The organism is Variovorax sp. IB41 (assembly GCF_016405905.1).
Taxonomy (GTDB): domain Bacteria; phylum Pseudomonadota; class Gammaproteobacteria; order Burkholderiales; family Burkholderiaceae_C; genus Variovorax.
Map to the genome: position 1 here is coordinate 1 of NZ_JAEFCB010000029.1, position 25,977 is coordinate 25,977.

A 25,977-nucleotide genomic window follows, 5' to 3' on the forward strand; every position below is an offset into this window, starting at 1 on the left:
AAAAAGACACGCGATGGACCTTGAGGAATGACCTTCCAAAAAGTCTGAGGCCTGCATGCCCAGCACCATTGCAAACAATGGTCGCACGGCGCCTTTGGCCGGACAAAGCCGGCAAGAGTGCGAAGTAGTTTGCAGATCAGGGCGAGGGGCGCCGCCGCCCCGTCAGGCTATCGCGGCAACGCCAGCGCGAACGGCAGGCTCGCCACCCCCAGCACGGTCGACAGCGTCACCAGCCCCGCCACATACGGCCCGTTGTAGCCCATGCGCGCCGCGAGCACATAGGCGCTCGAGGCGGTCGGCACCGCCGAGAACGCCATCAGCACCGACGCCTGCACGCCGTCCAGGCGCAGCGCACGCGCCAGGCCCCATGCCACCAGCGGAAGGATCAGGTGCCGTATCGCCAGCACCGACACCGCCAGCACCTTGCCCCGTCCCAGCGTCGCGAACTGCATGCCCGCGCCCGCGGCCAGGAGGCCCAGTGCGAGCGAGGCGGCGCCGATGCGCGTGAGCGTGGGCGTGAGCCAGTTGGGCACCGTGAGGCCGAGCACGTTCGCGAGCAGTCCGGCCACCGTGGCCACGATCAGCGGGTTGCGCACCAGCTGCCGCACGAAGCCGGTCTGCGCATGGCGCGTCATCGGCCACACGGCCGCGATGTTGAACATCGGCACGCACACGCCGATCAGCACCGCGATGAGCAGGAGGCCCTCGGGCCCCGCGAGCCGGTCGGCCAGCGCGAGACAGATGAATGAGTTGAAGCGGAACGCGACCTGCGCGCTTGCGGCATGGTCGCGCCGGTCGATGTGCGGGCCGAGGCCCGGCACATAGGGCAGGGCGTAGGCCAGCGCGATGCCGCACAGGCCGATGCCCACGCCCGCGGTCAGCAGGCTGGAGGTGGCACCGAAATCGAGCGGGCTGCGCACGATCGAATGGAACAGCAGAACCGGAAATAGAAAGTAGTAGACCAGGCTCTCGACCTGGTCCCACACGCGGCGGTCCAGCGCGGTGTAGCGACACAGGAGCCAGCCGATGGCGATGAGGGAGAAGTCGGGGAAGAGCAGCTGCGCGTAGTTCACCGTTTCGAGCATAAACCGCACGGACCATGGGTAATCCAGAGCATGGGGCGGCGGCTGGAGCCGCTAGCATCCGGGCTTCGCTTTTTTTCGACATCCGCCGGGCGGAGTCAGTCAAATCAAGGAGTTATTCGATGCAACGTCGTCAATGGAGCGCCCTGATGGGGGCAGTCGCACTGGCCGCAGTCGCGGGCCAGAGCTTTGCACAGGGCTATCCCACCAAGCCGGTCGAACTGAGCGTGCCGTTCGCTCCGGGCGGCACGACGGACATCGTGGCGCGCGTGATCTCCGATCCGCTGGGCAAGATCCTGGGCCAGCCGGTGGTGGTGATCAACCGCGCCGGTGGCGGCGGCATCGTCGGCGCGGCCGAAACCGCACGCGCCACGCCCGACGGCTACAAGCTCGGTGTGGCCACCGTCTCGAGCACGGCCGCCAACCCGGCCATCAACCCGAAGACGCCGTACGACCCGATCAACGACTTCACGCCGATCACCAACATCGCGGCCACGCCGAACATCATCGCGGTGAACCCGAGCTTCCCGGCCAAGAACTACGCCGAGTTCGTCGCCGAGCTGAAGAAGAACCCCGGCAAATACTCGTACGCCTCGTCGGGCACCGGCGGCATCGGCCACCTCCTGATGGAGCTCTACAAGAGCCTGACCAACACCTTCGTCACGCACATCCCCTACCGCGGCGCGGGCCCGGCGCTGAACGACGTGGTGGCCGGCCAGGTGCCGATCATGTTCGACAACATCCCCTCGGCCATGCCCTTCATCACCAGCGGCCGGCTGATCCCGATCGTGGTGTCGGCGCCCCAGCGCCTGGCGGCGCTGCCCAACGTGCCGACGTTCAAGGAAGTGGGCCTGGAGCCGGTCAACCGCATGGCCTACTACGGCATCCTCGGCCCCAAGGGCCTGCCCAAGGACGTGGTCGACAAGGTCGCGGCCGGCGTGAAGAAGGCGGTGGAAGATCCGGCCGTCAAGAAGCGCATCGAAGACACCGGCTCGCTGATCGTGGCCAACACGCCCGAGCAGTTCGCAGCGCAGATCAAGGCCGAATACGAGGTCTACAAGCAGGTCGTGAAAAAGCAGAACCTGAAGCTGGACTGATCCGCCTCTGCCCCCCGAAAGCCGCCCGCACCCCGGGCGGCTTTTTCTTTTTGTTATCTTGCTCCGCATGACCGAGGCCGCCGCCGCACCCACCCCCGAAATCGACGAGTTCATCGACGCCCTCTGGCTCGAGGACGGCCTCTCGAAGAACACGCTGGCCGCCTACCGCCGCGACCTCGCGCTGTTCTCGCAGTGGCTCGGCAAGCAGCGCAGCGGCGTCGCGCTCGACAGCGCACAGGAGTCCGACGTGCAGGCCTACATGGGCGTGCGCCTCTCGACCAAGGGCAAGGCCACCTCGGCCAACCGGCGGCTCACGGTGTTCAAGCGCTACTACCGCTGGGCGCTGCGCGAGCGCCGCATCACGGCCGACCCGACGATCCGGCTCGCGCCCGCGCGGCAGATGCCGCGCGCCATCAAGACGCTGTCCGAGAAACAGGTCGACGACCTCCTGGCCGCGCCCGACGTCGAATCGCCGCTGGGCCTGCGCGACCGCGCGATGCTCGAGGTGATGTATGCCAGTGGCCTGCGCGTGAGCGAACTGGTGGCGCTCAAGGTCATCGACATGAGCCTGAACGACGGCGTGCTGCGCGTGCTCGGCAAGGGCAACAAGGAGCGCCTCGTGCCCTTCGGCGGCGAGGCGCGGCGATGGATCGAGCGTTATCTGGACGAGTCGCGCCCCGCGATCCTCGACGGCCAGCAGACGCCCGACCTCTTCGTGACCGCGCGCGGCGCGGGCATGACGCGCGTGATGTTCTGGATCATCGTGAAGAAGCAGGCCGCAGCGGCCGGCATCCACGTGCCACTGTCGCCGCACACATTGCGGCATGCGTTCGCCACGCACCTGTTGAACCACGGCGTGGACCTGCGCGCGGTGCAGTTGCTGCTGGGCCATGCCGACATTTCGACGACCACCATCTACACGCACGTGGCGCGCGAGCGGCTGAAGCAACTGCACGCGGCGCACCATCCGCGCGGCTGAGCCCGGGGGCGTTCAGCCCTTGCGCTTGCGCGCCTCGATGGCCGGCACCAGCGTGTCGAAGAAGGCGCTGACCATGCGCATCTCGCGCCGCTCGGCCAGGCACAGCACATGCGCGTACGTGAAGATCTCGGTGTCGCTGAAACCGACCATGCGCAGGTCCGGGCTCGGCACGAACTCCACGCTCGACACCGCCGCGATGCCCAGGCCCTGCGCCACGGCTTCGCGGATCACCTCGCGGCTGCTGATCTCCATCACCACATCGACCTCGACCTTCGCCCTGGCGAGCGCGAGTTCGAGCGCCTTGCGCGTGGTCGATCCCTCTTCTCGCATGATGAGCCGCTCGCCCTGCAGCTCCGCCAGGCGGATGTTGCGCCGCCGCGCGAAGCGGTGCGTTGAAGGCACGAACATCACGACAGGGTGCTGGCTGAACGGCACCGAGAGAAAGCGATCGTCGCGCACTATCTGTGCGAGCACGCCGACGTCGGCGCTGTAGTCCAACAGGCTGTCGAGTACGTCCTGCGAATTGCCGGTGCTCACCGTCACTTTCACGCCGGGGTAGCGCAGGCTGAAATCGACCAGCATCTTGGTCACGTGGTACGGCCCCACGGCCGCCACGCGCAGGTGGCCGGTGCGCAGCGTGCCGGCATCGCCCAGGAGCGCGACCGCATCGCCTTCGAGGCTGAAGATCTGCTGCGCGAGCTGCATCAGCTGCTCGCCGATCTCGGTGAGCTGCACGCGCCGGCCGCGCCGGTGGAAGAGCTCGACCTGGTAGGCCTCTTCGAGAAACCGCACCTGCGTGGTGATGGTGGGCTGGCTCACGTGCAGGTGCTCGGCAGCCTTGGTGAAGCTGCCCTCGCGGGCCACGGCATAAAAGGATCGCAGCTGTGTGAGGCGCATAGGGAAGACCCTTTGAATCTATAGGTTCAGCATATAGATTATCGAAAAAAATTGAATTTGTTCGATACCTGGCGCAATGATTTACTTCGCTTCAAGACGGACCAGGCAGCGACAGAAAACGCCGGACGTCCCGAATCTTCCAGCCGCCGCGACCCTGGGCGGCACCGAAGAATTCATGCAACACAGACCACTGGAGACAACCATGATGAAGCGCAGAAAGTTGCTGTTCGGCACTGCCGCCGTCACAGCGTCCGCCTTCGTGCCGATGGCACGGGCACAGCAGGTTCTCACTGTCGGGCTGATTCCTTCCGAGGATTCGCGCGCCATGATCGCCAACAGCCAGGCCATGATGGACATGCTGTCCAAGGCCCTCGGATTCGCGGTCAAGCCCTTCGTGGCGGCCGACTACAACGGCGTGATCGAGGCGCTGCGTTCCAAGCGTCTTGACGTGGCCTACCTCGGCCCGTTCTCGTACGTGCTGGGCGCGACGGTGGCCGACATCGAGGCCTTCGCGGTCGCCGAGACCAAGAAGGCCGGGCGCACCTTCTATTACAGCCAGATCGTCACGCACAAGGACACCGGCATCAAGACGGTGGCCGACCTGAAGGGCAAGACCTTCGCGTTCGTCGATCCGAGCTCGACCTCGGGCCACCTGTTCCCCAAGGCCGGGCTGATGAAGCTGGGCTTCAACACCGACAAGGACTTCGGCCGCGTGATCTTCTCGGGCTCGCACGACTCCAGCGCGATCGCGGTGCAGAACAAGAAGGTGGACGCCGCGGCCGTCGCCGACCGCATCCTGGATGCCGCCGTGGCCAAGGGGCTCGTCAAGCGCGAAGACCTGGTCGAGGTGTGGAAGTCGGACCCGATCCCCGAGTCGCCCACCGTGTGGCGCAAGGACCTCTCCGCGGACCTGAAGACGCGCGTGCAGGCGGCCTTCCTGCAGGTGAAGGACATCCCCTGGTCCGACCAGGGCGAGCTCAACGGTTTCCATCCGACCAACGACGCGGCCTACAACATCATCCGCGACACGGCCAAGGTGCTGAACCTGGACCTGAGGAAGATGAAATGATCGAAATCAGAGGCCTGTGCAAGCGCTACGGCGACTTCACCGCACTGCACCGCGTCGACCTCACGGTCGCCAAGGGCGAGTTCGTCGTCATCCTGGGCGCATCGGGTGCGGGAAAATCGACCTTGCTTCGCTGCATCAACCACCTGGCCGAGCCGAGCGAGGGCGAGATCCATGTGGACGGCGAGCGTTCGCGCGGCGACCGCAGCGGCCTTCGCAAGGTGCGCCGCGACGTGGCGATGATCTTCCAGCACTACAACGTGGTGCCGCGCCTGTCGGTGCTCAAGAACGTGCTGACGGGGCGCCTGGGCTCGATGCCGGCGATCGCCTCGTGGTTCCAGGTCTTTCCCGCCAAGGACATCGCCATTGCCCGCGAGTGCCTGCGCCGCGTGGAGCTGGACCACAAGGCGGACCTGCGCACCGACACGCTCTCGGGCGGCCAGAAGCAGCGCGTGGGCATCGCCCGTGCGCTCGCACAGCAGCCCAAGGTGATCCTGGCCGACGAGCCCGTCGCGAGCCTGGACCCCAAGACCTCGCGCAAGGTGCTCAACTACCTGAAGCAGGCCAGCAGCGAAGCGGGCATCACCGTCATCTGCAACCTGCACCAGGTGGACTACGCACGCGAATTCGCGCAGCGCGTGATCGGTGTCGCGGCCGGCCGCGTGGTGTTCGAAGGGCGGGCCGACGAGCTGACCGAAGAGGTGCTGCAACGCATCTACCCGGGCGGCCTGGAAGACGGCCCGATCGAAGCGCCAGCACCCGTCGCATCGCAAGCCGCTGTCCCCGCGGCCACGGTGCGTCCCGTCCAGCAACTCGCCATGGAGCAATCATGATCGCCATCGGACGCTACAACCTGCTGGTCGCCAAGAGCGGCGGCAATCCGGGCTGGTGGAAGTACGCGCTTGCCGCGCTGGCGCTGCTGTCGGTGATGTGGTGGGCCGCCATCGGCAGCCAGGTCAGCTTCAGCGAACTGGTCAAGGGCATGCCATGGATCGCCGATTTCCTCGGCCGCATGCTGCCGCCCAACTGGGAGTTCATGCAGCGGCTCGTGAAGCCCGCCATCGAGACGGTGCAGATCGCGCTCTGGGGCACGCTGCTGTCGGTGATTCTCGCGGTGCCGCTGTGCTTCTTCGCGGCGCGCAACATCTCGCCGAACCTCGCGGTGTTCCATGCGATGCGGCAGGTGCTGAACATCACGCGCGGCATCAACGAGATCATCCTCGCGCTGATCTTCGTGGCCGCCGTGGGCCTGGGGCCATTCCCCGGCGTGCTGGCCCTGGCGCTGCACGGCGCGGGCATGCTCGGCAAGTTCTTCGCGGAGTCGATCGAGGAGATCGACCAGGGCCCGCTCGAGGCATTGCGCGCCACCGGCGCGGGGCCCATACAGACCATCATCTTCGGCGTCATCCCGCAGGTCGTGACCGCGTGGATCGGCGTCATCGTCTACCGCTTCGAGACCAACCTGCGCCAGGCCACGGTGCTGGGCATGGTGGGCGCGGGCGGCATCGGCTTCGAGCTGGTGGGGAGCATGAAACTCTTCCAGTACCAGGACACCGCAACCTGCATCCTGGTGATCGTCGTCATGGTGATGACGGCCGACTACCTGTCGACCAAGTTGCGCGCATGGATTCAACAAGGAGCGCATCAATGACAGACAAGCCGACCCTCCCGGGCATCGCGGTGAACGGCCGCACCTACAGGTCGCCCTCGCAGCCCGTGGTCGTGGTGTGCGTCGATGGCTGCGAGCCCGACTACATCACGCAGGCGATCCAGGCCGGTGTCGCGCCCTTCATGAAGAAGATGCTGGCCGCCAGCAGCTCGGGCACCTCGCTGGTGGGCGATTGCGTGGTGCCCAGCTTCACGAACCCGAACAACCTCTCGATCGTGACCGGCGCGCCGCCCTCGGTGCACGGCATCTGCGGCAACTACTTCCTGGATACCGCGCAAGGCAAGGAGGTGATGATGAACGACCCCGCCTACCTGCGCGCCGAGACGCTGCTGGCGGTGTTCTCCAAGGCCGGCGCGAAGGTCGCGGTGATCACCGCCAAGGACAAGCTGCGCACGCTGCTGGGCCACCGCATGGAAGGCATCTGCTTCTCGGCCGAGAAGGCCGACCAGGCGACGCGCGCCAACGGCGGCATCGACGACGTGGTCGCGCTGGTCGGCAAGCCCGTGCCCTCGGTCTACAGCGCGGATCTGAGCGAGTTCGTGTTCGCCGCGGGCGTCAAGTTGATGGAGACGCAGCGGCCCGACTTGATGTACCTCTCGACCACCGACTACGTGCAGCACAAGTGCGCGCCCGGCACGGCCGGCGCCAACGACTTCTACGCGATGATGGACGGCTACCTCGCGCAGCTCGACGCGCTGGGCGCGATCATCGCGCTCACCGCCGACCACGGCATGAGCCCCAAGACCGATGCGGCCGGCAACCCGCGCATCGTGTTCCTGCAAGAGGTGCTCGATGCGCGCCTCGGTGCGGAGCGCGGCCGGGTGATCCTGCCGATCACCGACCCGTACGTGGTGCATCACGGCGCGCTCGGTTCGTTCGCGACCGTGTACCTGCAGCCGGGCGTGGACGTGCCCGCGCTGGTCGAAGCGCTGCGGGAAACCGACGGCATCGAAGAGGTGCTCACGCGCCAAGAAGCGGCCGAGCGCTTCGAGCTGCCGCCCGACCGCATCGGCGATCTCGTGGTGGTGTCCGACCACCTGGCCGTGATCGGCACGCGTGCCTCCGAGCACGACCTGAGCGGCCTCACGGTGCCGCTGCGTTCGCACGGCGGGCTCTCCGAGCAGAAGGTGCCGCTCTTGTTCAACCGGCGGCTGCAGGGCGTCGATCCGAAGCGGCGATTGCGCAACTTCGACATCTTCGACCTGGCGCTGAACCACGCTGTCCCCGCGGCACCCGCCGCCACCTGACGAGAAACCCATGAGCGCCAACTACCACAACCCCGTACAGAGCGTGTACGGGGCAGGGGCCCTGTCGTCCCTGCCGAAGCTGCTCGACGGCCGCCGCGCTGGTCTGGTGACCTTTCCGGAGGCCCGCGCCATCGGCCTGCTGGGCCGGCTGGAGTCGGTGCTGCAGGGCGCGCTGGCCTGCACCATCGACCAGACGCGGCCCAACCCCGACGTCGCCGAACTGGCCGGCCTCTACGAATGGTTCTGGAAGGAGCACGCGGATGTGGAAGTGCTCATCGCGGTCGGCGGCGGCAGCGCCATCGACACCGCGAAGGCGCTCATGGTCGCAAACGATGCGGCGAGCTTTGCCGACCTCGTGGCGGGCCTTGCCGGCGAGCGGCCCTTCGTGCCCACGCGCAGCAAGATGCTGATCGCCGTGCCCACCACCGCGGGCACCGGCAGCGAGGTCACGCCCTGGGCCACGGTGTGGGACCGCGAGCGGCAGAAGAAGTATTCGCTGCACCTGCCCGAGACCTGGCCGCGCTACGCGGTGGTCGACCCCGAGCTGATGCTCTCGCTGCCCGCGGCCGTCACGCTGCAGAGCGGGCTCGATGCGCTCTCGCATGCGCTGGAGGCGATCTGGAACGTCAATGCGAACCCGCTCTCGGACACCTTCGCCGTCTCGGCTGTGCGCGACACGCTCGAGGTGCTGCCGCTGTTGATGGGCCAGCTCGACAACGTCGAACTGCGGGGGCGCATGGCGCTTGCGGCGCTGAAGGCCGGCATGGCGTTCTCCAACACCAAGACGGCGCTCGCGCACTCCATCTCGTACGAGATGACGCTTCGCTACGGCCTGCCGCACGGCATCGCCTGCTCGTTCCTGCTGCCGATGGTGCTGGAGCGCGCCATCGGCCGGCGCGCCGACCGCGACGCGGTGCTGCAGGAAGCCCTCGGCATGCCGCTCGCGGAGGCTCCGCAGCAGCTGGCGGCCTTCATCGAATCGCTGGGCGTGAAGACGCGCTTCGCCGACTACGGCGTGGGCGACGACGAAGCCCGCGAGATGCTGCGGCACGCGCAGGGCGGCGCGCGCGGCAAGAACTTCATCGGCAACGACCTCGCGGAGAACCAGGCATGACGAACGTTTCGACACCCCACCGCGACAGCACCGGCTTTCGCGCCGAAGCCCTTCGCATCGGCGGCGAGCGCGTGCGGCGCGAGCGCACGCTCGACGTGTTCAACCCGTACAGCAACGAGCGCGTGGGCACGGTGCCGCTCGCCTCGGTTCAGGATGTGCGCGAGGCCTTTCGCATCGGCCATGCGTACCACTCGACGCTCTCGCGCTACGAGCGCGCGAGCATCCTGCAGCGGGCCTGCGCGCTCTTGCGCGCACGCGCCGAGGAGGGCGCCGCGATCATCACGATGGAATCGGGCCTGTGCAAGAAAGACGCGCTGTATGAAATCGGCCGCGTCGCCGACGTGCTGACCTTCGGCGCGACCGAGGCGCTGCGCGACGATGGGCAGGTGTTCTCGTGCGACCTCACGGCGCACGGCAAGAAGCGCAAGGTCATCACGCTGCGCGAGCCGCTGCTGGGCGTGATCACCGCGATCACGCCGTTCAACCACCCGATGAACCAGGTCGCGCACAAGGTGGTGCCCAGCATCGCGACCAACAACCGCATGGTGCTCAAGCCCTCGGAGAAGGTGCCGCTCTCGGCCTTCTACCTGGCCGACATCCTTTATGAAGCGGGACTGCCGCCGGAGATGTTCCAGGTGCTGACGGGCGACCCGCGCGAGATCGCCGACGAACTCATCACGAACGCGCAGGTGGACCTGGTCACCTTCACCGGCGGCGTGGCCATCGGCAAGTACATCGCGGCGAAGGCGGGCTACCGGCGCATCGTGCTGGAGCTGGGCGGCAACGATCCGCTGATCGTGATGGAAGACGCCGACCTGGACCGCGCCTCCGACCTCGCGGTGCAGGGCTCGTACAAGAACTCGGGGCAGCGCTGCACGGCGGTCAAGCGGATGCTGGTGCACAAGGACGTGGCGAGCGAATTCACCGAGCGCGTGGTCGAGAAGACGAAGCGCTGGAAGCACGGCGACCCGGCCGATGCGAGCAACGATATGGGCACGGTGATCGACGAGGCCGCTGCGCGCCGCTTCGAGCTGCTGGTGGACGAGGCCGTGGCGCAGGGCGCGCGGCTGCTCGCAGGCAACCGGCGCGAAGGCGCGCTCTATTCGCCGACCGTGCTGGACAACGTGCGCCCCGAGATGACGGTGGTGCGCGAGGAAACCTTCGGCCCCGTCTCGCCGATCATCCGCTTCGGCAGCATCGACGAGGCGATCGCCATCTCGAACGGCACGGCCTACGGCCTCTCGTCGGGCATCTGCACCGATCGCATGGACTACGCCACGCGCTTCGCCAACGAGCTGAAGGTGGGCACGGTCAATGTGTGGGAGGTGCCGGGCTACCGCATCGAGCTCACGCCCTTCGGCGGCATCAAGGACTCGGGGCTGGGCTACAAGGAAGGCGTACAGGAGGCGATCAAGTCGTTCACCAACGGCAAGACCTTCACGATGCCCTGGGGCTGAGCCCGACGCAGTGCTTACGATGCGGGGATGACGCCGATCATTCCCGCAACGCCGCGCATCGGGTGCGCGGGCTGGAGCCTGCCGCGTGCCCTGTGGCCGGCGTTTCCGGCCGAAGGCTCGCACCTCGCGCGCTATGCGCAGCGCTTCGATGCGGTCGAGATCGATACCTCGTTCTACCGGCCGCACCGGCGCGAGACCTACGAGCGATGGGCCGCGAACACGCCCGAGGGCTTCCGCTTCGCGGTCAAGCTGCCGAAGACCGTCACGCATGAACTGCGGCTCGTCGCCGCGATGCCGGCTTTCGATGAATTTCTTGCGCAGGTGGCGGGGCTGGGCGACAGGCTCGGGTGCCTGGTCGTGCAATTGCCGCCGAGCCTTGCCTTCGACGCGCCCGTGGTCCGGCGTTTTCTCGCCGATGTGCGCACGAGGCACGCCGGTCCTGTGGCGCTGGAACCAAGGCATCGCAGTTGGTTCTTGCCCGAAGCCGAATCGCTGCTGTCGCGCTTCCAGGTCGGGCGCGTGCTGGCCGATCCGGTGCTGTTCGATGAAGCTGCGGCGCCCGGCGGGTGGCCCGGTCTCGTCTATCTGCGATTGCACGGCTCGCCGCGCCGCTACTGGTCGGCCTACGACGACGCGCTGCTCGAGCGGCTCGCATCGCGTCTGCGCCTGGCGCGCGAGGAGGGCGCCGCGTGCTGGTGCATCCTGGACAACACGGCGGGCGGCGAGGCGGTCGGCAACGCGATGACCCTGGCGCGGCTGCTTCAGAATCGCTGATTCATTCGAGGAGACAAACACCATGAACTTCCACCGACTCTGTGCCGGCATTGCGCTGGCGACCGCCGCGGGATTCGCTGCGGGACTCGCCGCGGCGCAAGGCTTTCCCACCGCCAAGCCGATCCGCCTGATCGTCGGCTATCCGCCCGGCGGCGGCATCGACTTCGCGGCGCGCACGGTGCAGGTGCCGCTGCAGGAGGCGCTCAAGCAGCAACTGGTGGTGGACTACAAGCCCGGCGCGAGCGGCATGATCGCGGCCACCGAGCTCACGCGCCAGCCGGCCGACGGCTACACGCTGCTGCTGGCCAACACGGGTCCCTTTGCCATCGCGCCGTACCTGCAGAGCAAGCCGCCGTACGACCCCATCAAGCAGTTCACCTACATCGGGCAGATCAGCCAGGGCAGCTACATCGCGGTGACGCGGCCCGACCATCCGGCCAAGAACCTCAAGGAGTTCGTCGCCTGGGCCAAGGGGCAGCCGGGCAAGGTCAATTTCGCCTCGGGCGGCAACGGCACCTCGACGCACCTGAACGGCGAGCTGATGAATCAGGTGACGGGGCTGGACATGACCCATGTGCCCTACAAGGGCAGCGCGCCCGCGGTGCAGGACCTGCTGGGCGGGCAGACGCAGATCCTCATCGATGCTGGCAGCGTGCTGCTGCCACAGGTCAAGGGCGGCAAGCTCAAGGCGCTGGCGGTGACCGGGCCGGTGCGCGATCCGCAACTGCCCGACGTGCCGACAGTGAAGGAGCTGGGCCTTGCGGGCATGGAATCGGTCGGCTTCCAGGGGCTGGTGGGGCCGGCCAACATGCCCAAGGACGTGGTCGATCGGCTCTCGAACGAGCTGGCCCGCGCGCTCGCGCAGCCCGACATCAAGGCCAAGTTCGCGACCGCGGGCGCCGAGGTGCATCCGCTCGGGCCGGCCGAGTTCGCGGCCTTCGTGAAGGCCGACAATGAGAAGTGGTCCAGGCTCATTCGTGAGCGCAAGCTGCAACTGGACTGATCCTCGACCGATTCCTTTCTCATGACAGACATGCATTTCAAGTTCAAGCCGTCGTGGCACCTCGCTGCTGCTGCTGCCGCGGCTGCGCTCTGCGCCGCCGCCGGCGCGCACGCACAGACCGTTCCCAAGACCATCCGCCTCATCGTGGCGTACCCCGCCGGCGGCGTGAGCGACGTCGTCGCGCGCGCGCTCGGCGACCGGCTCGCCGCGCAACTGGGCGCGACGGTGGTCGTCGACAACCGCGCCGGCGCGAGCGGCGCCATCGGCATGGATGCCGTGGCCAAGGCCGCGCCCGACGGCGCGACGCTGGGCTTCTCGGCCATCAGCCCGCTGGTGCTGAGCCCGCACCTGGGCAAGCTGCCGTTCGATCCGCTGAAGGACATCGCGCCGGTCGCGAGCGTGATGTATTCGCCGGTGCTGCTGATCGCCACGCCGGCGAGCAAGGCGAAGGATTTCCGCGCGCTGCTGGCCGATGCCAAGGCGCAGCCCGGTGCGGTGCGCTGGGCCACCTCGGGGCCGGCGTCGCTCGGGCACATCGTGCTGGAGCAGGTGAGGGCGGCGACGGGCGTGGACATCACGCACGTGCCCTACAAGGGCGGCGGCCAGCAGCTCAACGACGCGCTGGGCGGGCAGTTCGAGATCCTCTCGACCAACGCGAGCCCGACGCTCACCTCGCACATCCAGTCGGGCAAGTTGCGTCCGCTCGCGGTGGGCGCGCCGGCGCGGCTGGAGAGCCTGCCGCAGGTGCCCACGTTGGGCGAGCTGGGCTACAACGCGGCGAACATCAACTCGCTGTTCGGCGTGTTCGCGCCGGCCGCCACGCCGCCCGCGCTGATCGCCAAATACAACGCCGAGATCAACAAGGCCCTGGCCAGCCCCGAGCTGCGCGCCAAGCTCACGGCCACCGACAACGTGCCCACGGGCGGCACGTCCGCGGCCTTCGCCAAGGAGATCGCCTCGGAGTTCGAGAGCAACGGGCGCATCGTGAAGGCCGCGAACATCAAGGCCGATTGATGATTGACCCTTCGGCTTGCGGTTCGAATTTCCCTACCTTATAGTAGGTAGATGACCAACGCCACCGCCACCCCTGCCGCGCTCGCTGCCGGCAGCACCCGGGACCAGATCCTGGGGGTGGCGCGCGGCCTGATCGAAACGCGTTCGTACCTGGGCTTCAGCTTCCAGGACGTGGCCGACGCGGTCGGCATCCGCAAGGCGAGCCTGTACCACCACTTTCCGACCAAGGAAGCGCTGGGCATCGCGGTGATCCGGCAGGCCACCCAGTACTTCAAGGACTGGGACGCGGCCCGCGAGCGCAAACCCAAGGACGCGCTCGACTCGTATTTCCGCATGTACCGCAACACGCTGAGGGCCGGCTCGGGCATGTGCCCCGCGGGCTCGCTGGCGCCGGGGTGGGACTGCATCAACGACGAGTTGCGCCAGGCCGTGCAGGAGCTGCGCCACACGCAGGTGCTGTGGCTCACCGGCGTGCTGGGCGCGCTGTCGCCTGTGGGCGCGCGAAAGAAGGGCGCCTCGGTCGCTTCGCAGGCGAGCTACGTGTTCTCGGTGTGCCAGGGCGCGCTGCTCGCCTCGCGCATGACGGGGCGCGTGGAGGACTTCGACGAAGCCATCGCGCAACTCAGGAGTTCATTGCCCGGCTGACGGCCGGGCGGCATCGCAGGCACGCATCGGCGTGCTTATTTTTTGACCCGATAGCCTACCGATTGGATGGTAGGTTTTGCCTCAAGGAGCATCTTCATGAAAGCCGTCATTTCCGCCTACGCCCGCTCGCCGTTCCACTTCGCCAAGAAGGGCGCGCTCGCCGAGGTGCGCCCCGACACGCTGGCCGCCGGCGTGGTCAAGGGCCTGCTGCAGCGCACCGACCTGGACCCCGTGCTGCTCGAAGACATCATCCTGGGCTGCGCGTACCCCGAGGCCTCGCAGGGCAACAACGTCGCGCGCATCGTCGGCCTGCTGGCAGGCCTGCCGCACGAGGTGGGCGGCATGACGGTGAACCGCTTCTGCGGCTCGTCGATGCAGGCCGTGCACATTGCCGCGGCGCAGATCGAGGCGGGCATGGGCGAGGCCTTTCTGTGCGTGGGCGTGGAGTCGATGACGATGGTGCCGCAGGGCGGCTTCAACTTCTCGCCCAGCCCCGAGCTGCTGGCGAACACGGATGCCTATATCTCGATGGGCGAGACGGCCGAGAACGTCGCGCAGCGCTGGAACGTGAGCCGCGCCGACCAGGAGGCGTTCGCGGTCGATTCGCACCGCAAGGCCGCGGCTGCGCGCGCGGAAGGGCGCCTGGCGGGCGAGATCGTGCCGGTGCGCCTGGCCTCGGGCGACATCGTCGATGCGGACGGCTGCATCCGCCCGAGCACCTCGGCCGAAGCGCTGGCCAACCTCAAGCCCGCGTTCCGCCCCGATGGCGTGGTGACGGCTGGCACCTCGTCGCCGCTCACCGATGGCGCGGCCGTGGTGCTCGTGACCAGCGACGCCTTCGCCGCGAAGCACGGCCTGCAGATGCTCGCGCGCATCAAGTCGTTCGCGACCGTGGGCGTGGACCCGGCCATCATGGGCATCGGGCCGATTCCCGCGACGCGCAAGGCGCTGGCACGCGCCGGGCTGACCGCGGCGGACCTCGACGTGATCGAGATCAACGAAGCCTTCTCGTCGCAGGCGCTCGCGTGCATCCGCGACCTGGGCCTCGACCCGGCGAAGATCAACCTGGACGGCGGCGGTCTTTCGATCGGCCATCCGCTGGGCGCGACCGGCGCGCGCATCACGGGCAAGGCGGCGTCGCTGCTGGTCCGCGAGAAGGGCCGCTACGCGCTGGCCACGCAGTGCATCGGCGGCGGGCAGGGCATCGCGACGATCCTCGAACGCGTCTGACCCAAGCAAAGTTCGAGAATGCGCTCATGCGCGAACCCACCACAAGGAGACCCCATGACCGCACCCACTGACACCGGCGCCAGGCGCGCGCTGTACCTCGAAGACCTGTCGGTCGGCGACCGTTTCCAGAGCGGCGAGCACACGCTGGACGTGGCGCAGATCAAGGCCTTCGCGCTGCAGTTCGATCCGCAGCCCTTTCACACCGACGAAGAAGCCGCAAAAAACACCTTCTTCGGCGGCCTCGCGGCGAGCGGCTGGCACACGGCCGCGCTCACGATGAAGCTGCTGGTGGAAAGCGGCGTGCCGCTGGCCGACGGCATCATCGGCTCGGGCGGCGAACTGCAGTGGCCCAAGCCCACGCGCCCCGGCGACGTGCTGCATGTGGTGAGCGAGGTGCTCGACATCACGCCCTCGCGCTCCAAGCCCGGCCGCGCGATGGTGACCATGCGCTGCCAGACGCGCAACCAGCGCGGCGAGGTGGTCCAGTACTTCACGCCGAAGCTGGTGGTGCACAGCCGGTCCCCGGCGGCCTGAAGCCCGGCTTCTCAGACCACGCGCAGGCCCAACTCCTCGACCAGCGACGCGGCCTGCCGGTGCGAGATGGTCGCGCCCTTGAACTGCGCCGCGTTCGCCAGGCGCAGGCCGCCCAGGTCGGCATCGCGCAGGTCCGCGCCCTCGAAGCGCGCGAGCTTCAGGTGCGCGTTGCGCAGGCTCCCGCCTTGGAATACGGCCTCGCGGAAATCGCAGCCCGAGAGGTCGGCTTCGGAGAAGTCCAGCTGCGAAAGCGTCTGTTTGCGGAACGACAGGCTGCGCAGGTGCGCATCGACCAGCAGCGAGTCCTTGAAGACGATGCCCAGCGCCGAGACTTCGGCGAAGTGCGCGCCCGTGAGCTTCACGCCCGCGAAATGTGCGGAGGCCAGCTTGGCGCGCGTCCACTGGGTGTTGTTGAGGTCGCAGTCCTGGAAGCGCGCATTCGTGAGGTCGGCGAGGCCGAAGTCGGCCTGGCGTGCCCGGCATCCGGCCCAGCGGGTGTCCGACAGCAGCGCCCGTTCGAACGAGGCTTCGGCGAACTGGCACAGCGTGAACTGCGCGCCGCGCAGGTCGAGTCGGGAGAGGTCCGCGTCGTCGAAGTTGCAGCGCTCGAAATGCACGGGAGCGTCGCGCTCTTGCAGGCAGGCGAGCAGGTCGGCGCGGGACCAGGTCTGGTCGGAAATGACGGAGGCGCTGGGGGTCATGTCGGTGTGTCGGAGCCGGCTGCCAGCATGCGCAGTTCTTCGGCGGTGAAGCCGGCGCGTTCGCGGGCCTCGATGTTGAAGGGCGGCCGGATGCGCGGCGCGTCGTAGCGCGCCACGAGCGCCGGGTAGTTCGCTTCGGCGTCGAGCCCCGCGCGCGCGCAGAGCCAGCGGTACCAGTGGTTGCCGATGGCGACGTGGCCCACCTCGTCGCGCAGGATGATGTCCAGGATCTCCACCGCGCGCAGCGCATCGGGCGTGTTGACGCGCCTGAGCTTGGCCTGGATCAGCGGCGTGGCGTCCAGGCCGCGCGCCTCCAGCGTGCGCGGCACCAGCGCCATGCGGGCGAGCACGTCGTCTTTCGTTTTCTCGCACATGTTCCAGAGGCCGTCGTGGCCGGGGAAGTCGCCGTAGCGCCAGCCCATGTCCTGCAGGTGCGCGTGCAGCAGCGTGAAGTGCAGCGCCTCCTCGTCGGCCACGCACAGCCAGTCGCGGTAGTAGGCCTCGGGCATGCCGTCGTAGCGCCAGACCGCGTCGAGCGCGAGGTTGATCGCGTTGAACTCGATGTGGCAGATCGAATGGATCAGCGAGGCGCGGCCTTCGGGCGTGAAAGGCGAGCGCTTTTGCACCGCGGTGGCCGAGACGCGCACGGGCCGTTCGGGCCGGCCGGGCACGCCCTGGTCGTCGCCTGCGGTGCGGATCGGCTCGGTTGCTATGGAATCGGTAGCGGTCAGCGCCGCGATGGCGTGCGTTGCCGCCACCTTTTGTTCAGGATCGGTCAGTCGCAGCGCGGCGAGCGCGCTCAATCGGGGGTGCATCCCTACAATTCTAGTTTTTGCCCCCGGAGACTCCTGCGATGGCCCTCTACGAACTCGACGGCATTGCGCCGCAACTCGCCCCCGGCGCCTGGGTGGCCGACAGCGCCGAGGTGATCGGCAACGTGAAGCTGGGCGAGAACGCGAGCATCTGGTTCGGCGCCGTGCTGCGCGGGGACAACGAGACCATGACCATCGGCCGCAACAGCAATGTGCAGGACATGTCGATGCTGCATTCGGACCCCGGCAGCCCGCTCACCGTGGGCGAGAACGTCACCATCGGCCACCAGGTCATGCTGCACGGCTGCACCATCGGCGACAACTCGCTCATCGGCATCCAGGCGGTGGTCTTGAATAACGCCAAGATCGGCCGCAATTCGATCGTTGGTGCCGGCAGCGTGGTGACCGAGGGCAAGGAGTTTCCCGACAACTCCCTCATCTTCGGCTCGCCCGCCAAGGTGATGCGCACGATCAGCGACGAAGACGCTGCGCGCCTGCGTCACGGCGCCGAGCACTATGTCGAAAACGCCATTCGCTACGCGAAGGGCCTGAAGAAAATCGCCTGACCCCGCGCAGGCCCAACACAGCGAAAGAAGAATCCGTTTTGAGCGAGCTGCACAAATTCCTGTTCGATGGCCTGCCGGTGCGCGGCATGATCGTGCGCCTGACAGATGCGTGGCAGGAGATCCTCGCGCGGCGCGCCTCCAACACCGCCACCGGCGCCTACCCGCCGCCCGTGGCCGAGCTGCTCGGCGAGATGACCGCCGCGGCCACGCTGATGCAGGCCAACATCAAGTTCAACGGCGCGCTGATCCTGCAGATCTTCGGCGATGGCCCCGTGAAGGTGGCCGTGGCCGAGGCCAAGCCCGACCTGAGCCTGCGTGCCACCGCCAAGGTGATCGGCGACCTGCCGGCCGATGCGCGCCTGCCCGACATGGTCAATGTGAGCAACAAGGGCCGCTGCGCGATCACGCTCGACCCGAAGGACAAGCTCCCGGGCGCCACGCCGTACCAGGGCGTCGTGCCGCTCTTCGGGGACGAAGGCGAGAAGCTCGGCAAGCTGAGCGACGTGCTGCAGCACTACATGCTGCAGAGCGAGCAGCTCGACACCACGCTGGTGCTCGCGGCCGACGACAAGGTGGCGGCGGGCTTGCTGATCCAACGCCTGCCGGTGAAGGGCGAGGGCAACCTCGAAGGCACGTCGGACAAGGATCGCGACCAGGCCAACGAAGACCAGATCGGCCGCAATGAGGACTACAACCGCATCTCGATCCTGGCCTCGAGCCTCACGCGCGACGAGCTGCTCACGCTGGACATCGAGACCATTCTTCGGCGCCTCTTCTGGGAAGAAAAGCTGCTGCGCTTCGAGCCGCAGGCGGGCTTGCTCGGTCCGCACTTCGCGTGCACCTGCGGCCGCGAACGCGTGGCGCAGATGATCCGCGGGCTCGGCGTCGAAGAGGCCGAGGAGATCCTTGCCGAGCGCGGCGACATCGAGGTGGGCTGCGATTTCTGCGGCAAGCAGTACCGCTTCGATGCGATCGATGCGGCGCAGATCTTCAGGCCGCCCACGGACCAGATTCCGGGCAGCCCGATCGTCCAGTAAGGCGCGCCGCGCCTAGCGGGCTTCGTCGTCGAAGCCGCTGAACGCGATGTCGGGCGCGCTCGTGTTGTGCTTGGACGGCAGGCTGCGGCCGAAGCGCACCTGCGTGGCGTTGAGCGACTTCACCTCGGGCAAGGGCATGGCTTGCGGCGCGGCGTCCGGCGATGCCTGCCAGCGCACTTCGCTCATGTCGGCGTTGTCGGCCGCGACGTACATCGAACGCAGCACCGCGAAGGGTTGCGCGCTCGCGGTGGGCTTGGACAGGCTGACGTCCAGCGCGGTGCGCTTGCGGCTGATCTCGTCCACGCGCGCGACGGCGCTGCCGCCGTTCGTGAAGCGCAGGTGGATCGCGAGCGGCTTGGGCACCACGCGGATCGACGCGATGTTCACCACCGGCCGCCCGGCCTGCTCGACCGGGCCGAGCAGGAACGACGAGCCGTACACGCCGTCGCCGAAGCGCGCCTCGGGCAGCGGCTTCAGGCGCCAGTAGCCGTCGGAGGGATACAGCACGATCGCCTCGAGCGCCTTGCCGTTTTCCTTCTTGAACACCTGCAGCAGGTGAAAGCCGCGATCGCTGCGCGCACCCACCTGCACCGGCACGCGCTGCGGCCGCCAGAAGGTCGGCAGCGTCATGCCGACGATGCGCCAGTCGGCGTTGTCCAGCAGCACGACGGTGCGTTTCTTGAAGCGGTGCGCCGGGTCGGTGGGGTGCGCGCCGCCGTCGAAGTTGCAGCCCGAGAAATCGGGCGCGGTGACGTCGTTGCCGATCTTCTCGAGGTAGTCGGGCTGCAGCGCCTCGATGCGCAGGTGGCGGATGCCCTCGCCGCGCAGCACCATGGAGACGTTGTCCTCCTCGGCGCAGGCGGTGGTCGTGGTGCCGTTCTCGACGGTGGCGGCGACGGGGGCCGCGAGGGCCGGGCCAGCCGACAGCAGCGCGGCGACGAACAGGGGCAAGAGGGGCAGGAGGGAGGCGGTGCGCGGGGTGGGGTGCAGGGGCATCAGGTCTCCGTGAATCTCCGTGAAGAACGGCGGCTTGCTTATTCGCGCCGCCCGATCAGGTCTGTGAAAAGGCGATGTTCGCATTCCGGGTCGGAGCATTTCTCGCAAGGCCATGTCCACGCGGCGGGCTTTGCGTCGGCCTTGCCGCGCGCACGCGTGCGGCGTTCGCGGTCTTCGCCGCTGGCGATCGAATTGATGGCGTTCCATGCGTTGGCCAGGCGCTCGCCGCCGGTGCCGTGCACGACGGTGAACGAGAGCTTCGCGCCCGTCAGCGCGGCGCGCACGAGCGTGTCGGTCGGCTGGCGCGCATGGGGGCCGTCGCGCAGGTGGTCGCCGACCCAGGGGATGTCCAGCGCGGTAAGCAGCGTGATGGCGCAGCGCCGCTGGGCCGCGAGGGCCTCGGCGTAGAGCGAGCGGTCGTCGAAGAGCTGCTCGCTGTAGACCGCGGTCATGAGGGCGGTGGTGTCGGCGATCACCACGCCCGCTGCCGCGGCGGCATCGATGCGGCGCGTCTGTTCGTCGGCGATGGCCTGCTGCTCGTCGGGGCGCGGCGTGCGGCCTTCGCGGTCGCACCATTCGCGCAGGTACTCGCCCACCAGCGTCGCCGGAATGCCGCGCTCCTGCAGGCGCTGCGCGATGGCGCGCGCCAGCTCGGTCTTGCCCGTGCTCTCGGCGCCGAGCACGGCGATGACGCAGCCGCTGGGCAGCACCGGTGTCATGCGCGCTCCGCCGCGGGCAGGCGCTGGCGCCACGCCAGGTAGCCGGCCACGCTGAGCACCGCGAACACCGCGTACAGGCCGACCGTGAGCCACAGGCCCTTGTGGATGAACAGGCCCACGCTCACGACGTTCACGGCCAGCCAGACGAGCCAGTTCTCGATGAACTTGCGCCCGAGCAGGAACTGGCCAACGAGGCTCAGCCCCGTGGAGAAACCGTCCCACCACGGCACGTCGGTGTCGGTGAAGCGGTGAAGGAAGAGGGCGATCGCGGGCCACGCAATGGCGCAAGCCGCAAAGGTGAGCATGATGCCGCGCTGCGACAGCCGGCTCACGTGCAGCGCGGTGCCATCGCTGCGATGGCCGCGCAGCCACTGGGACCAACCCCAGAGCGCCACGAAAGCGAAGAACACCTGCAGCGACGCATCGCCATAGATGCGCGCCTTGGCGAAGACCACCACGTAGAGCAGCGAACTGGCGATGGCCAGCGGCCAGCCCCAATGGATCTCTCGCATGTTGCAGCCGACCATGGCGAGCGCGAGGACGGCGGCCACGAGTTCGAGCCAGCTGACAGGAGAGCCCCAGAGCGCAAAAGCGGGGGCCGAGAGAAGCTGGGGAATAAGGCTCACCCCCAGGCTACGCGCACTTCGTGTCGCTTCGCCAACCCCCTTCCGGGGGCAGTACTGGCGGCCCGGCAAAGCCGGTTCCGCGGTACTTCTCGAATGAGCGGGGTTCGGTTGGCCGAGGCCTCGCGAAGGTGGGAGTTCATCCTGTTCAGTGCGCGATCTGCACGAACACTTCGTTCGGCTTGACCATGCCGAGTTCCGCGCGGGCGCGTTCTTCGACCATCTCGAGCCCGTCCTTGAGGTCGTTGACCTCGGAGGCCAGGCGCTCGTTGGTGATCGTGGCCTTGGCGTTCGCTTCCTTCTGGTCGGTCAGCTTGGTCTGCAGTTGCGTGACGTCGCGCACGCTGCCGCGCCCGTTCCACAGCTGCCACTGAAGAACGGCCAGCAGGAGCAGCAGGACGATGGGGGGAACGAAGCGCGCGCGCATGGGCGTCTCTGTCTACGCCACCCGCACGCCGAGGCCGCCGCGCTGCCGTTCCGAAGGGAGCGGCGAAGTACGCGGCCTGGCGAGCCGGGTGGCTGGCATCACTTGAGGTTGTAGAACGCGCCGCGGCCGGGGTAGCTGGCGATGTCGCCGAGGTCTTCTTCGATGCGCAGCAGCTGGTTGTACTTGGCGATGCGGTCCGAACGCGAGAGCGAGCCGGTCTTGATCTGGCCGGCGTTGGTGCCCACGGCGATGTCGGCGATGGTGCTGTCTTCGGTTTCGCCCGAGCGGTGCGAAATGACGGCGGTGTAGCCCGCGCGCTTGGCCATCTCGATGGCGGCGAAGGTCTCGGTGAGCGTGCCGATCTGGTTGATCTTGATGAGGATCGAGTTGGCGATGCCCTTGTCGATGCCCTCTTGCAGGATCTTGGTGTTGGTGACGAACAGGTCGTCGCCCACCAGCTGCACGCGCTTGCCCAGGCGGTCGGTGAGCAGCTTCCAGCCGTCCCAGTCGCCTTCGTGCATGCCGTCCTCGATGCTGATGATCGGGTACTTGTCGACCCAGGTGGCCAGCATGTCGGCCCAGTTGCCGGCCGACAGCGTGAGGTTCTCGCCCGACAGAACGTAGTTGCCGTCCTTGTAGAACTCGCTCGCTGCGCAGTCCAGGCCCAGCGCGATCTGCTCGCCCGCGGTGTAGCCGGCCTTGTCGATGGCTTCCAGGATCAGCTGGATCGCTGCTTCATGGCTCTCGACGCTGGGGGCGAAGCCGCCTTCGTCGCCCACCGCCGTGCTGATGCCGCGGTCGCCCAGGATCTTCTTCAGGGCATGGAACACTTCGGCGCCGTAGCGCACGGCCTCGCGGAAGCTCTTGGCGCCCACGGGGATGATCATGAATTCCTGCAGGTCCAGGCTGTTGTTGGCGTGCGCGCCGCCGTTGATGACGTTCATCATCGGCACCGGCAGCTGCATGCCGCCCATGCCGCCGAAGTAGCGGTACAGCGGCAGGCCCGACTCTTCGGCCGCGGCGCGGGCCACGGCCATCGAGACGGCCAGGGTGGCGTTGGCGCCCAGGCGGGCCTTGTTGTCGGTGCCGTCCAGGTCGATCATCGTGCGATCGAGGAAGGCCTGTTCGCTGGCATCCAGGCCGAGCACGGCTTCGGAGATCTCGGTGTTGATGTTCTCCACCGCCTTGAGCACGCCCTTGCCCAGATAGCGGCTCTTGTCGCCGTCGCGCAGCTCGATGGCTTCGCGCGAGCCGGTCGATGCGCCCGAGGGCACGGCCGCGCGGCCCATGGTGCCCGACTCGAGCAGCACGTCGCACTCGACGGTGGGGTTGCCTCGGCTGTCGAGAATTTCGCGGCCGACGATGTCAACGATTGCACTCATCTTTTGTCTTTCTCAAATAAAACGGATCACAGACCTTCGACAACGATCATGCGCATGATCGCGGCGCCCTGGCGCGAGGCGCGCGCCTTGCCGTATTCGGGCGATTCATTGAATTTTTTGGCGGCTTCCACGCTCGGGAACTTGAGGACAACGATGCGCTGCGGGGCCCAGTCGCCTTCGAGCACTTCGATCTTGCCGCCGCGCACGCACACCTCGGCACCGTGCGCCTTCATGGCTTCGGTTGACCACTTCTTGTAGTCCTCGTACTGCGCGGGGTTGGTGACTTCGATGTTGGCGATGATGTAGGCGCTGCTCATTGCTGAAAGATGTCCTCGAGGAAAGCGTTTTTCTTGGTGACCCGGTCGAGCGCCAGGAGCGTCTCGAGCAGGGCCTTCATGTGCTTGAGCGGCACGGCGTTGGGGCCGTCGCTCAGGGCCTTGGCCGGATCGGGGTGCGTCTCCATGAAGAGACCCGCCACGCCCACGGCCACGGCCGCGCGCGAGAGCACGGGCACCATCTCGCGCTGGCCGCCCGAGGTCGTGCCCTGGCCACCGGGCAGCTGCACCGAGTGGGTGGCGTCGAACACCACGGGCGCCTTCGTCTCGCGCATGATCGCGAGGGAGCGCATGTCCGAGACGAGGTTGTTGTAGCCGAAGCTCGCGCCGCGCTCGCAGGCCATGAAGCTGTCTTCGTCCAGGCCCGCTTCCTTGGCGGCCGCGCGCGCCTTGTCGATCACGTTCTTCATGTCGTGCGGCGCGAGGAACTGGCCCTTCTTGATGTTGACCGGCTTGCCCGACTGCGCCGCGGCGTGGATGAAGTCGGTCTGGCGGCACAGGAACGCGGGCGTCTGCAGCACGTCGACCACCTTGGCGGCCTCGGTGATGTCTTCGGTGGTGTGCACGTCGGTCAGCACCGGGAGGCCGAGTTCGCGCTTGACCTTGGCCAGGATCTCCAGGCCCTTGTCGCGGCCCGGGCCGCGAAAGCTCGTGCCCGAGGAGCGGTTGGCCTTGTCGAAGCTGCTCTTGAAGATGAACGGAATGCCCAGCGCCGAGGTGATTTCCTTCAGCGTGCCGGCGGTGTCCATCTGCAGCTGCTCGGATTCGACCACGCAGGGGCCTGCGATCAGGAAGAAGGGCTGGTCCAGGCCAATGTCGAATCCGCAGAGTTTCATGCCACGGCCTTCAGGCTTTTCGCGCCGCCCGCGCTCTGGGCCTTGTGATCGAGCGCCGCCTTGATGAAGGCGTTGAAGAGCGGGTGGCCGCCCCACGGCGTCGACTTGAACTCGGGGTGGAACTGCACGCCCATGAACCAGGGGTGCACGTCCTGCGGCAGCTCGACGATTTCGGTCAGGTGCTCGCGCTGCGTGAGCGCCGAGATCACGAGGCCGGCGGCGCGCAGCTCATCGAGGTAGTTGACGTTGGCTTCGTAGCGGTGGCGGTGGCGCTCGGTGACCACGTCGCCGTAGATGCTGTGGGCGAGGGTGCCGGGCGAGACGTCGGAGCTCTGCGCGCCCAGGCGCATGGTGCCGCCGAGGTCGGACTTCGCGTCGCGCGTCTTCACGGTGCCGTCGCTGTCCTTCCACTCGGTGATCAGCGCGATCACGGGGGTGGGCGTCTCAGGGTCGAACTCGGTGCTGTTGGCGTTCTTCAGGCCCGCCACGTGGCGCGCATATTCGATGGTGGCCACCTGCATCCCGAGGCAGATGCCCAGGTAGGGCACCTTGCCTTCGCGGGCGAAGCGGGCGGCGGAGATCTTGCCCTCCACGCCGCGCTGGCCGAAGCCGCCGGGCACGAGGATGGCGTCGTACTTCGCCAGGCGCGAGACGTCCTGCGCGGAGATGGTTTCCGAGTCGATGTAGTCGATCTTCACGCGCGCATGGTTCTTCATGCCGGCGTGGCGCAGCGCCTCGTTGAGCGACTTGTAGCTGTCCGAGAGGTCCACGTACTTGCCGACCATGGCGATCGAGACTTCCTGCTGCGGATGCTCGACTTCGTAGACCAGGTCGTCCCAGCGCTGCAGCTTGGCGGGCGGGGTGTTGATGCGCAGCTTGTCGCAGATGAGGCCATCCAGGCCCTGCTCGTGCAGCATGCGGGGCACCTTGTAGATGGTGTCCACGTCCCACATCGAGATGACGCCCCATTCGGGCACGTTGGAGAACAGCGAGATTTTCGCGCGCTCGTCGTCGGGAATCGGGCGGTCGGCGCGGCACAGGAGCACATCGGCCTGGATGCCGATGGCGCGCAGTTCCTTGGCGGTGTGCTGGGTGGGCTTGGTCTTGAGCTCGCCGGCGGCGGCGATCCAGGGCACGTAGGAGAGGTGCACGAAGGCCGAATTGTTCGGGCCGTTGCGCAGGCTCATCTGGCGGACGGCCTCCAGGAAGGGCAGCGATTCGATGTCGCCCACGGTGCCGCCGATCTCGACGATGGCCACGTCGACCTCGTGCGAGGTGCCGATGCCGGCGCCGCGCTTGATGTATTCCTGGATCTCGTTGGTGATGTGCGGGATCACCTGCACCGTCTTGCCGAGGTAGTCGCCGCGGCGTTCCTTCTCGAGCACGGTCTTGTAGATCTGGCCGGTCGTGAAGTTGTTGGCCTTGCGCATGCGCGTGTTGATGAAGCGCTCGTAGTGGCCGAGGTCGAGGTCGGTCTCGGCGCCGTCATCGGTGACGAACACCTCGCCATGCTGGAACGGCGACATCGTGCCGGGGTCGACATTGATGTACGGATCGAGCTTGATGAGGGTGACTTGGAGGCCGCGCGATTCGAGGATCGCGGCGAGCGAGGCGGAGGCGATTCCCTTGCCAAGGGAAGATACGACACCACCGGTGACGAAGACAAATTTGGTCATGCCAGTTCCGGACTTTGCAATCCGGGCAGTGGGAAATTCCGATTATAGGTGTGCCCTTT

At 67.5% G+C, this 25,977-nt stretch carries 28 protein-coding genes; 16 read left to right on the forward strand and 12 right to left on the reverse strand.

Going from position 1 to position 25,977, the window contains the following annotated elements; genetic code table 11:
* Nucleotides 1-167: 167 nt before the first annotated feature.
* Complete coding sequence (locus tag JC881_RS30100; RefSeq protein ID WP_198789518.1) at nt 168-1,085, reverse strand: AEC family transporter; 918 nt, start codon at nt 1,083-1,085, stop codon at nt 168-170.
* 119 nt (nt 1,086-1,204) lie between these two features.
* Here JC881_RS30100 and JC881_RS30105 point away from each other — a divergent pair, with 119 nt between their 5' ends.
* Together JC881_RS30105 and xerD are read left to right on the forward strand one after the other, a co-directional pair.
* On the forward strand, nt 1,205-2,179 hold the full coding sequence (locus tag JC881_RS30105; protein ID WP_198789455.1) for a tripartite tricarboxylate transporter substrate binding protein BugE: 975 nt from the start codon (nt 1,205-1,207) through the stop codon (nt 2,177-2,179).
* A gap of 67 nt (nt 2,180-2,246) precedes the next feature.
* Nucleotides 2,247-3,158: a site-specific tyrosine recombinase XerD gene (xerD, locus tag JC881_RS30110; RefSeq protein ID WP_198789456.1), complete on the forward strand. Its 912-nt coding sequence runs from the start codon at nt 2,247-2,249 to the stop codon at nt 3,156-3,158.
* 12 nt (nt 3,159-3,170) lie between these two features.
* Here xerD and JC881_RS30115 read toward each other — a convergent pair whose 3' ends face one another.
* Nucleotides 3,171-4,055, reverse strand: coding sequence for a LysR substrate-binding domain-containing protein (locus tag JC881_RS30115; RefSeq protein WP_198789457.1), 885 nt, complete (start codon nt 4,053-4,055; stop codon nt 3,171-3,173).
* 205 nt (nt 4,056-4,260) lie between these two features.
* Between JC881_RS30115 and phnD the strand changes: the two genes are divergently transcribed.
* The 12 genes from phnD to JC881_RS30175 all read left to right on the forward strand — a co-directional run bounded on the left by phnD (nt 4,261) and on the right by JC881_RS30175 (nt 15,808).
* Nucleotides 4,261-5,124: a phosphonate ABC transporter substrate-binding protein gene (phnD, locus tag JC881_RS30120; protein WP_269823226.1), complete on the forward strand. Its 864-nt coding sequence runs from the start codon at nt 4,261-4,263 to the stop codon at nt 5,122-5,124.
* A complete protein-coding gene (phnC, locus tag JC881_RS30125; protein ID WP_198789459.1) occupies nt 5,121-5,954 on the forward strand; it encodes a phosphonate ABC transporter ATP-binding protein in 834 nt (277 codons plus the stop codon). Before phnD ends, phnC begins: the two co-directional genes overlap by 4 nt.
* Nucleotides 5,951-6,772, forward strand: a complete 822-nt coding sequence (phnE, locus tag JC881_RS30130) for a phosphonate ABC transporter, permease protein PhnE (protein WP_198789460.1) — start codon at nt 5,951-5,953, stop codon at nt 6,770-6,772. The genes phnC and phnE overlap by 4 nt, the downstream gene beginning before the upstream one ends.
* The gene (phnA, locus tag JC881_RS30135; protein WP_198789461.1) at nt 6,769-8,037 is read left to right on the forward strand and encodes a phosphonoacetate hydrolase; all 1,269 of its coding nucleotides are present in this window, start codon (nt 6,769-6,771) and stop codon (nt 8,035-8,037) included. The genes phnE and phnA overlap by 4 nt, the downstream gene beginning before the upstream one ends.
* A 10-nt stretch (nt 8,038-8,047) precedes the next feature.
* On the forward strand, nt 8,048-9,151 hold the full coding sequence (gene psrA / locus JC881_RS30140; RefSeq protein ID WP_198789462.1) for an iron-containing alcohol dehydrogenase PsrA: 1,104 nt from the start codon (nt 8,048-8,050) through the stop codon (nt 9,149-9,151).
* The gene (gene phnY, locus JC881_RS30145) at nt 9,148-10,608 is read left to right on the forward strand and encodes a phosphonoacetaldehyde dehydrogenase (protein WP_198789463.1); all 1,461 of its coding nucleotides are present in this window, start codon (nt 9,148-9,150) and stop codon (nt 10,606-10,608) included. Before psrA ends, phnY begins: the two co-directional genes overlap by 4 nt.
* A 27-nt stretch (nt 10,609-10,635) precedes the next feature.
* Nucleotides 10,636-11,382 (forward strand): DUF72 domain-containing protein, encoded by a 747-nt coding sequence (locus JC881_RS30150; RefSeq protein ID WP_198789464.1) that lies wholly within the window; start codon nt 10,636-10,638, stop codon nt 11,380-11,382.
* Nucleotides 11,383-11,404: 22 nt separating this feature from the next.
* The gene (locus JC881_RS30155; protein ID WP_198789465.1) at nt 11,405-12,385 is read left to right on the forward strand and encodes a Bug family tripartite tricarboxylate transporter substrate binding protein; all 981 of its coding nucleotides are present in this window, start codon (nt 11,405-11,407) and stop codon (nt 12,383-12,385) included.
* A gap of 21 nt (nt 12,386-12,406) precedes the next feature.
* Nucleotides 12,407-13,399 carry a Bug family tripartite tricarboxylate transporter substrate binding protein gene (locus JC881_RS30160; protein ID WP_198789466.1) on the forward strand — a complete coding sequence of 331 codons (993 nt, stop codon included), beginning with the start codon at nt 12,407-12,409 and terminating at the stop codon, nt 13,397-13,399.
* Between the two features lie 51 nt (nt 13,400-13,450).
* The gene (locus tag JC881_RS30165; protein ID WP_198789467.1) at nt 13,451-14,044 is read left to right on the forward strand and encodes a TetR/AcrR family transcriptional regulator; all 594 of its coding nucleotides are present in this window, start codon (nt 13,451-13,453) and stop codon (nt 14,042-14,044) included.
* A 96-nt stretch (nt 14,045-14,140) separates the two neighbouring features.
* Nucleotides 14,141-15,274 (forward strand): thiolase family protein, encoded by a 1,134-nt coding sequence (locus JC881_RS30170; protein WP_198789468.1) that lies wholly within the window; start codon nt 14,141-14,143, stop codon nt 15,272-15,274.
* Between the two features lie 54 nt (nt 15,275-15,328).
* Nucleotides 15,329-15,808, forward strand: a complete 480-nt coding sequence (locus tag JC881_RS30175) for a MaoC family dehydratase (RefSeq protein ID WP_198789469.1) — start codon at nt 15,329-15,331, stop codon at nt 15,806-15,808.
* 11 nt (nt 15,809-15,819) lie between these two features.
* On the opposite strand, the gene JC881_RS30180 is transcribed toward JC881_RS30175, so the two are convergent.
* The gene (locus JC881_RS30180; RefSeq protein ID WP_198789470.1) at nt 15,820-16,509 is read right to left on the reverse strand and encodes a pentapeptide repeat-containing protein; all 690 of its coding nucleotides are present in this window, start codon (nt 16,507-16,509) and stop codon (nt 15,820-15,822) included.
* Nucleotides 16,506-17,324 (reverse strand): ferritin-like domain-containing protein, encoded by an 819-nt coding sequence (locus JC881_RS30185; RefSeq protein WP_198789471.1) that lies wholly within the window; start codon nt 17,322-17,324, stop codon nt 16,506-16,508. The genes JC881_RS30180 and JC881_RS30185 overlap by 4 nt, the downstream gene beginning before the upstream one ends.
* A gap of 38 nt (nt 17,325-17,362) precedes the next feature.
* On the opposite strand from JC881_RS30185, the gene JC881_RS30190 reads away from it, so the two are divergent.
* Together JC881_RS30190 and hslO are read left to right on the forward strand one after the other, a co-directional pair.
* Nucleotides 17,363-17,887 carry a gamma carbonic anhydrase family protein gene (locus JC881_RS30190; RefSeq protein ID WP_198789472.1) on the forward strand — a complete coding sequence of 175 codons (525 nt, stop codon included), beginning with the start codon at nt 17,363-17,365 and terminating at the stop codon, nt 17,885-17,887.
* A gap of 38 nt (nt 17,888-17,925) precedes the next feature.
* Entirely contained in the window at nt 17,926-18,924 is a 999-nt protein-coding gene (hslO, locus tag JC881_RS30195) for an Hsp33 family molecular chaperone HslO (protein WP_042579482.1), read from the forward strand.
* A 12-nt stretch (nt 18,925-18,936) separates the two neighbouring features.
* Here hslO and JC881_RS30200 read toward each other — a convergent pair whose 3' ends face one another.
* The 8 genes from JC881_RS30200 to JC881_RS30235 form a co-directional block, all read right to left on the reverse strand.
* Nucleotides 18,937-19,920: a hypothetical protein gene (locus tag JC881_RS30200; RefSeq protein ID WP_198789473.1), complete on the reverse strand. Its 984-nt coding sequence runs from the start codon at nt 19,918-19,920 to the stop codon at nt 18,937-18,939.
* A 38-nt stretch (nt 19,921-19,958) separates the two neighbouring features.
* Nucleotides 19,959-20,639, reverse strand: coding sequence for an AAA family ATPase (locus tag JC881_RS30205; RefSeq protein WP_198789474.1), 681 nt, complete (start codon nt 20,637-20,639; stop codon nt 19,959-19,961).
* Entirely contained in the window at nt 20,636-21,256 is a 621-nt protein-coding gene (gene pnuC / locus JC881_RS30210; RefSeq protein WP_198789519.1) for a nicotinamide riboside transporter PnuC, read from the reverse strand. The genes JC881_RS30205 and pnuC overlap by 4 nt, the downstream gene beginning before the upstream one ends.
* A 154-nt stretch (nt 21,257-21,410) precedes the next feature.
* A complete protein-coding gene (gene ftsB / locus JC881_RS30215; protein ID WP_198789475.1) occupies nt 21,411-21,689 on the reverse strand; it encodes a cell division protein FtsB in 279 nt (92 codons plus the stop codon).
* Nucleotides 21,690-21,787: 98 nt separating this feature from the next.
* Entirely contained in the window at nt 21,788-23,071 is a 1,284-nt protein-coding gene (eno, locus tag JC881_RS30220) for a phosphopyruvate hydratase (RefSeq protein WP_198789476.1), read from the reverse strand.
* Between the two features lie 26 nt (nt 23,072-23,097).
* Nucleotides 23,098-23,388 carry a DUF1330 domain-containing protein gene (locus tag JC881_RS30225; protein ID WP_198789477.1) on the reverse strand — a complete coding sequence of 97 codons (291 nt, stop codon included), beginning with the start codon at nt 23,386-23,388 and terminating at the stop codon, nt 23,098-23,100.
* Entirely contained in the window at nt 23,385-24,242 is an 858-nt protein-coding gene (gene kdsA, locus JC881_RS30230) for a 3-deoxy-8-phosphooctulonate synthase (RefSeq protein ID WP_198789478.1), read from the reverse strand. The genes JC881_RS30225 and kdsA overlap by 4 nt, the downstream gene beginning before the upstream one ends.
* The gene (locus JC881_RS30235) at nt 24,239-25,918 is read right to left on the reverse strand and encodes a CTP synthase (protein ID WP_198789479.1); all 1,680 of its coding nucleotides are present in this window, start codon (nt 25,916-25,918) and stop codon (nt 24,239-24,241) included. Before JC881_RS30235 ends, kdsA begins: the two co-directional genes overlap by 4 nt.
* Between the last annotated feature and the right edge of the window lie 59 nt (nt 25,919-25,977).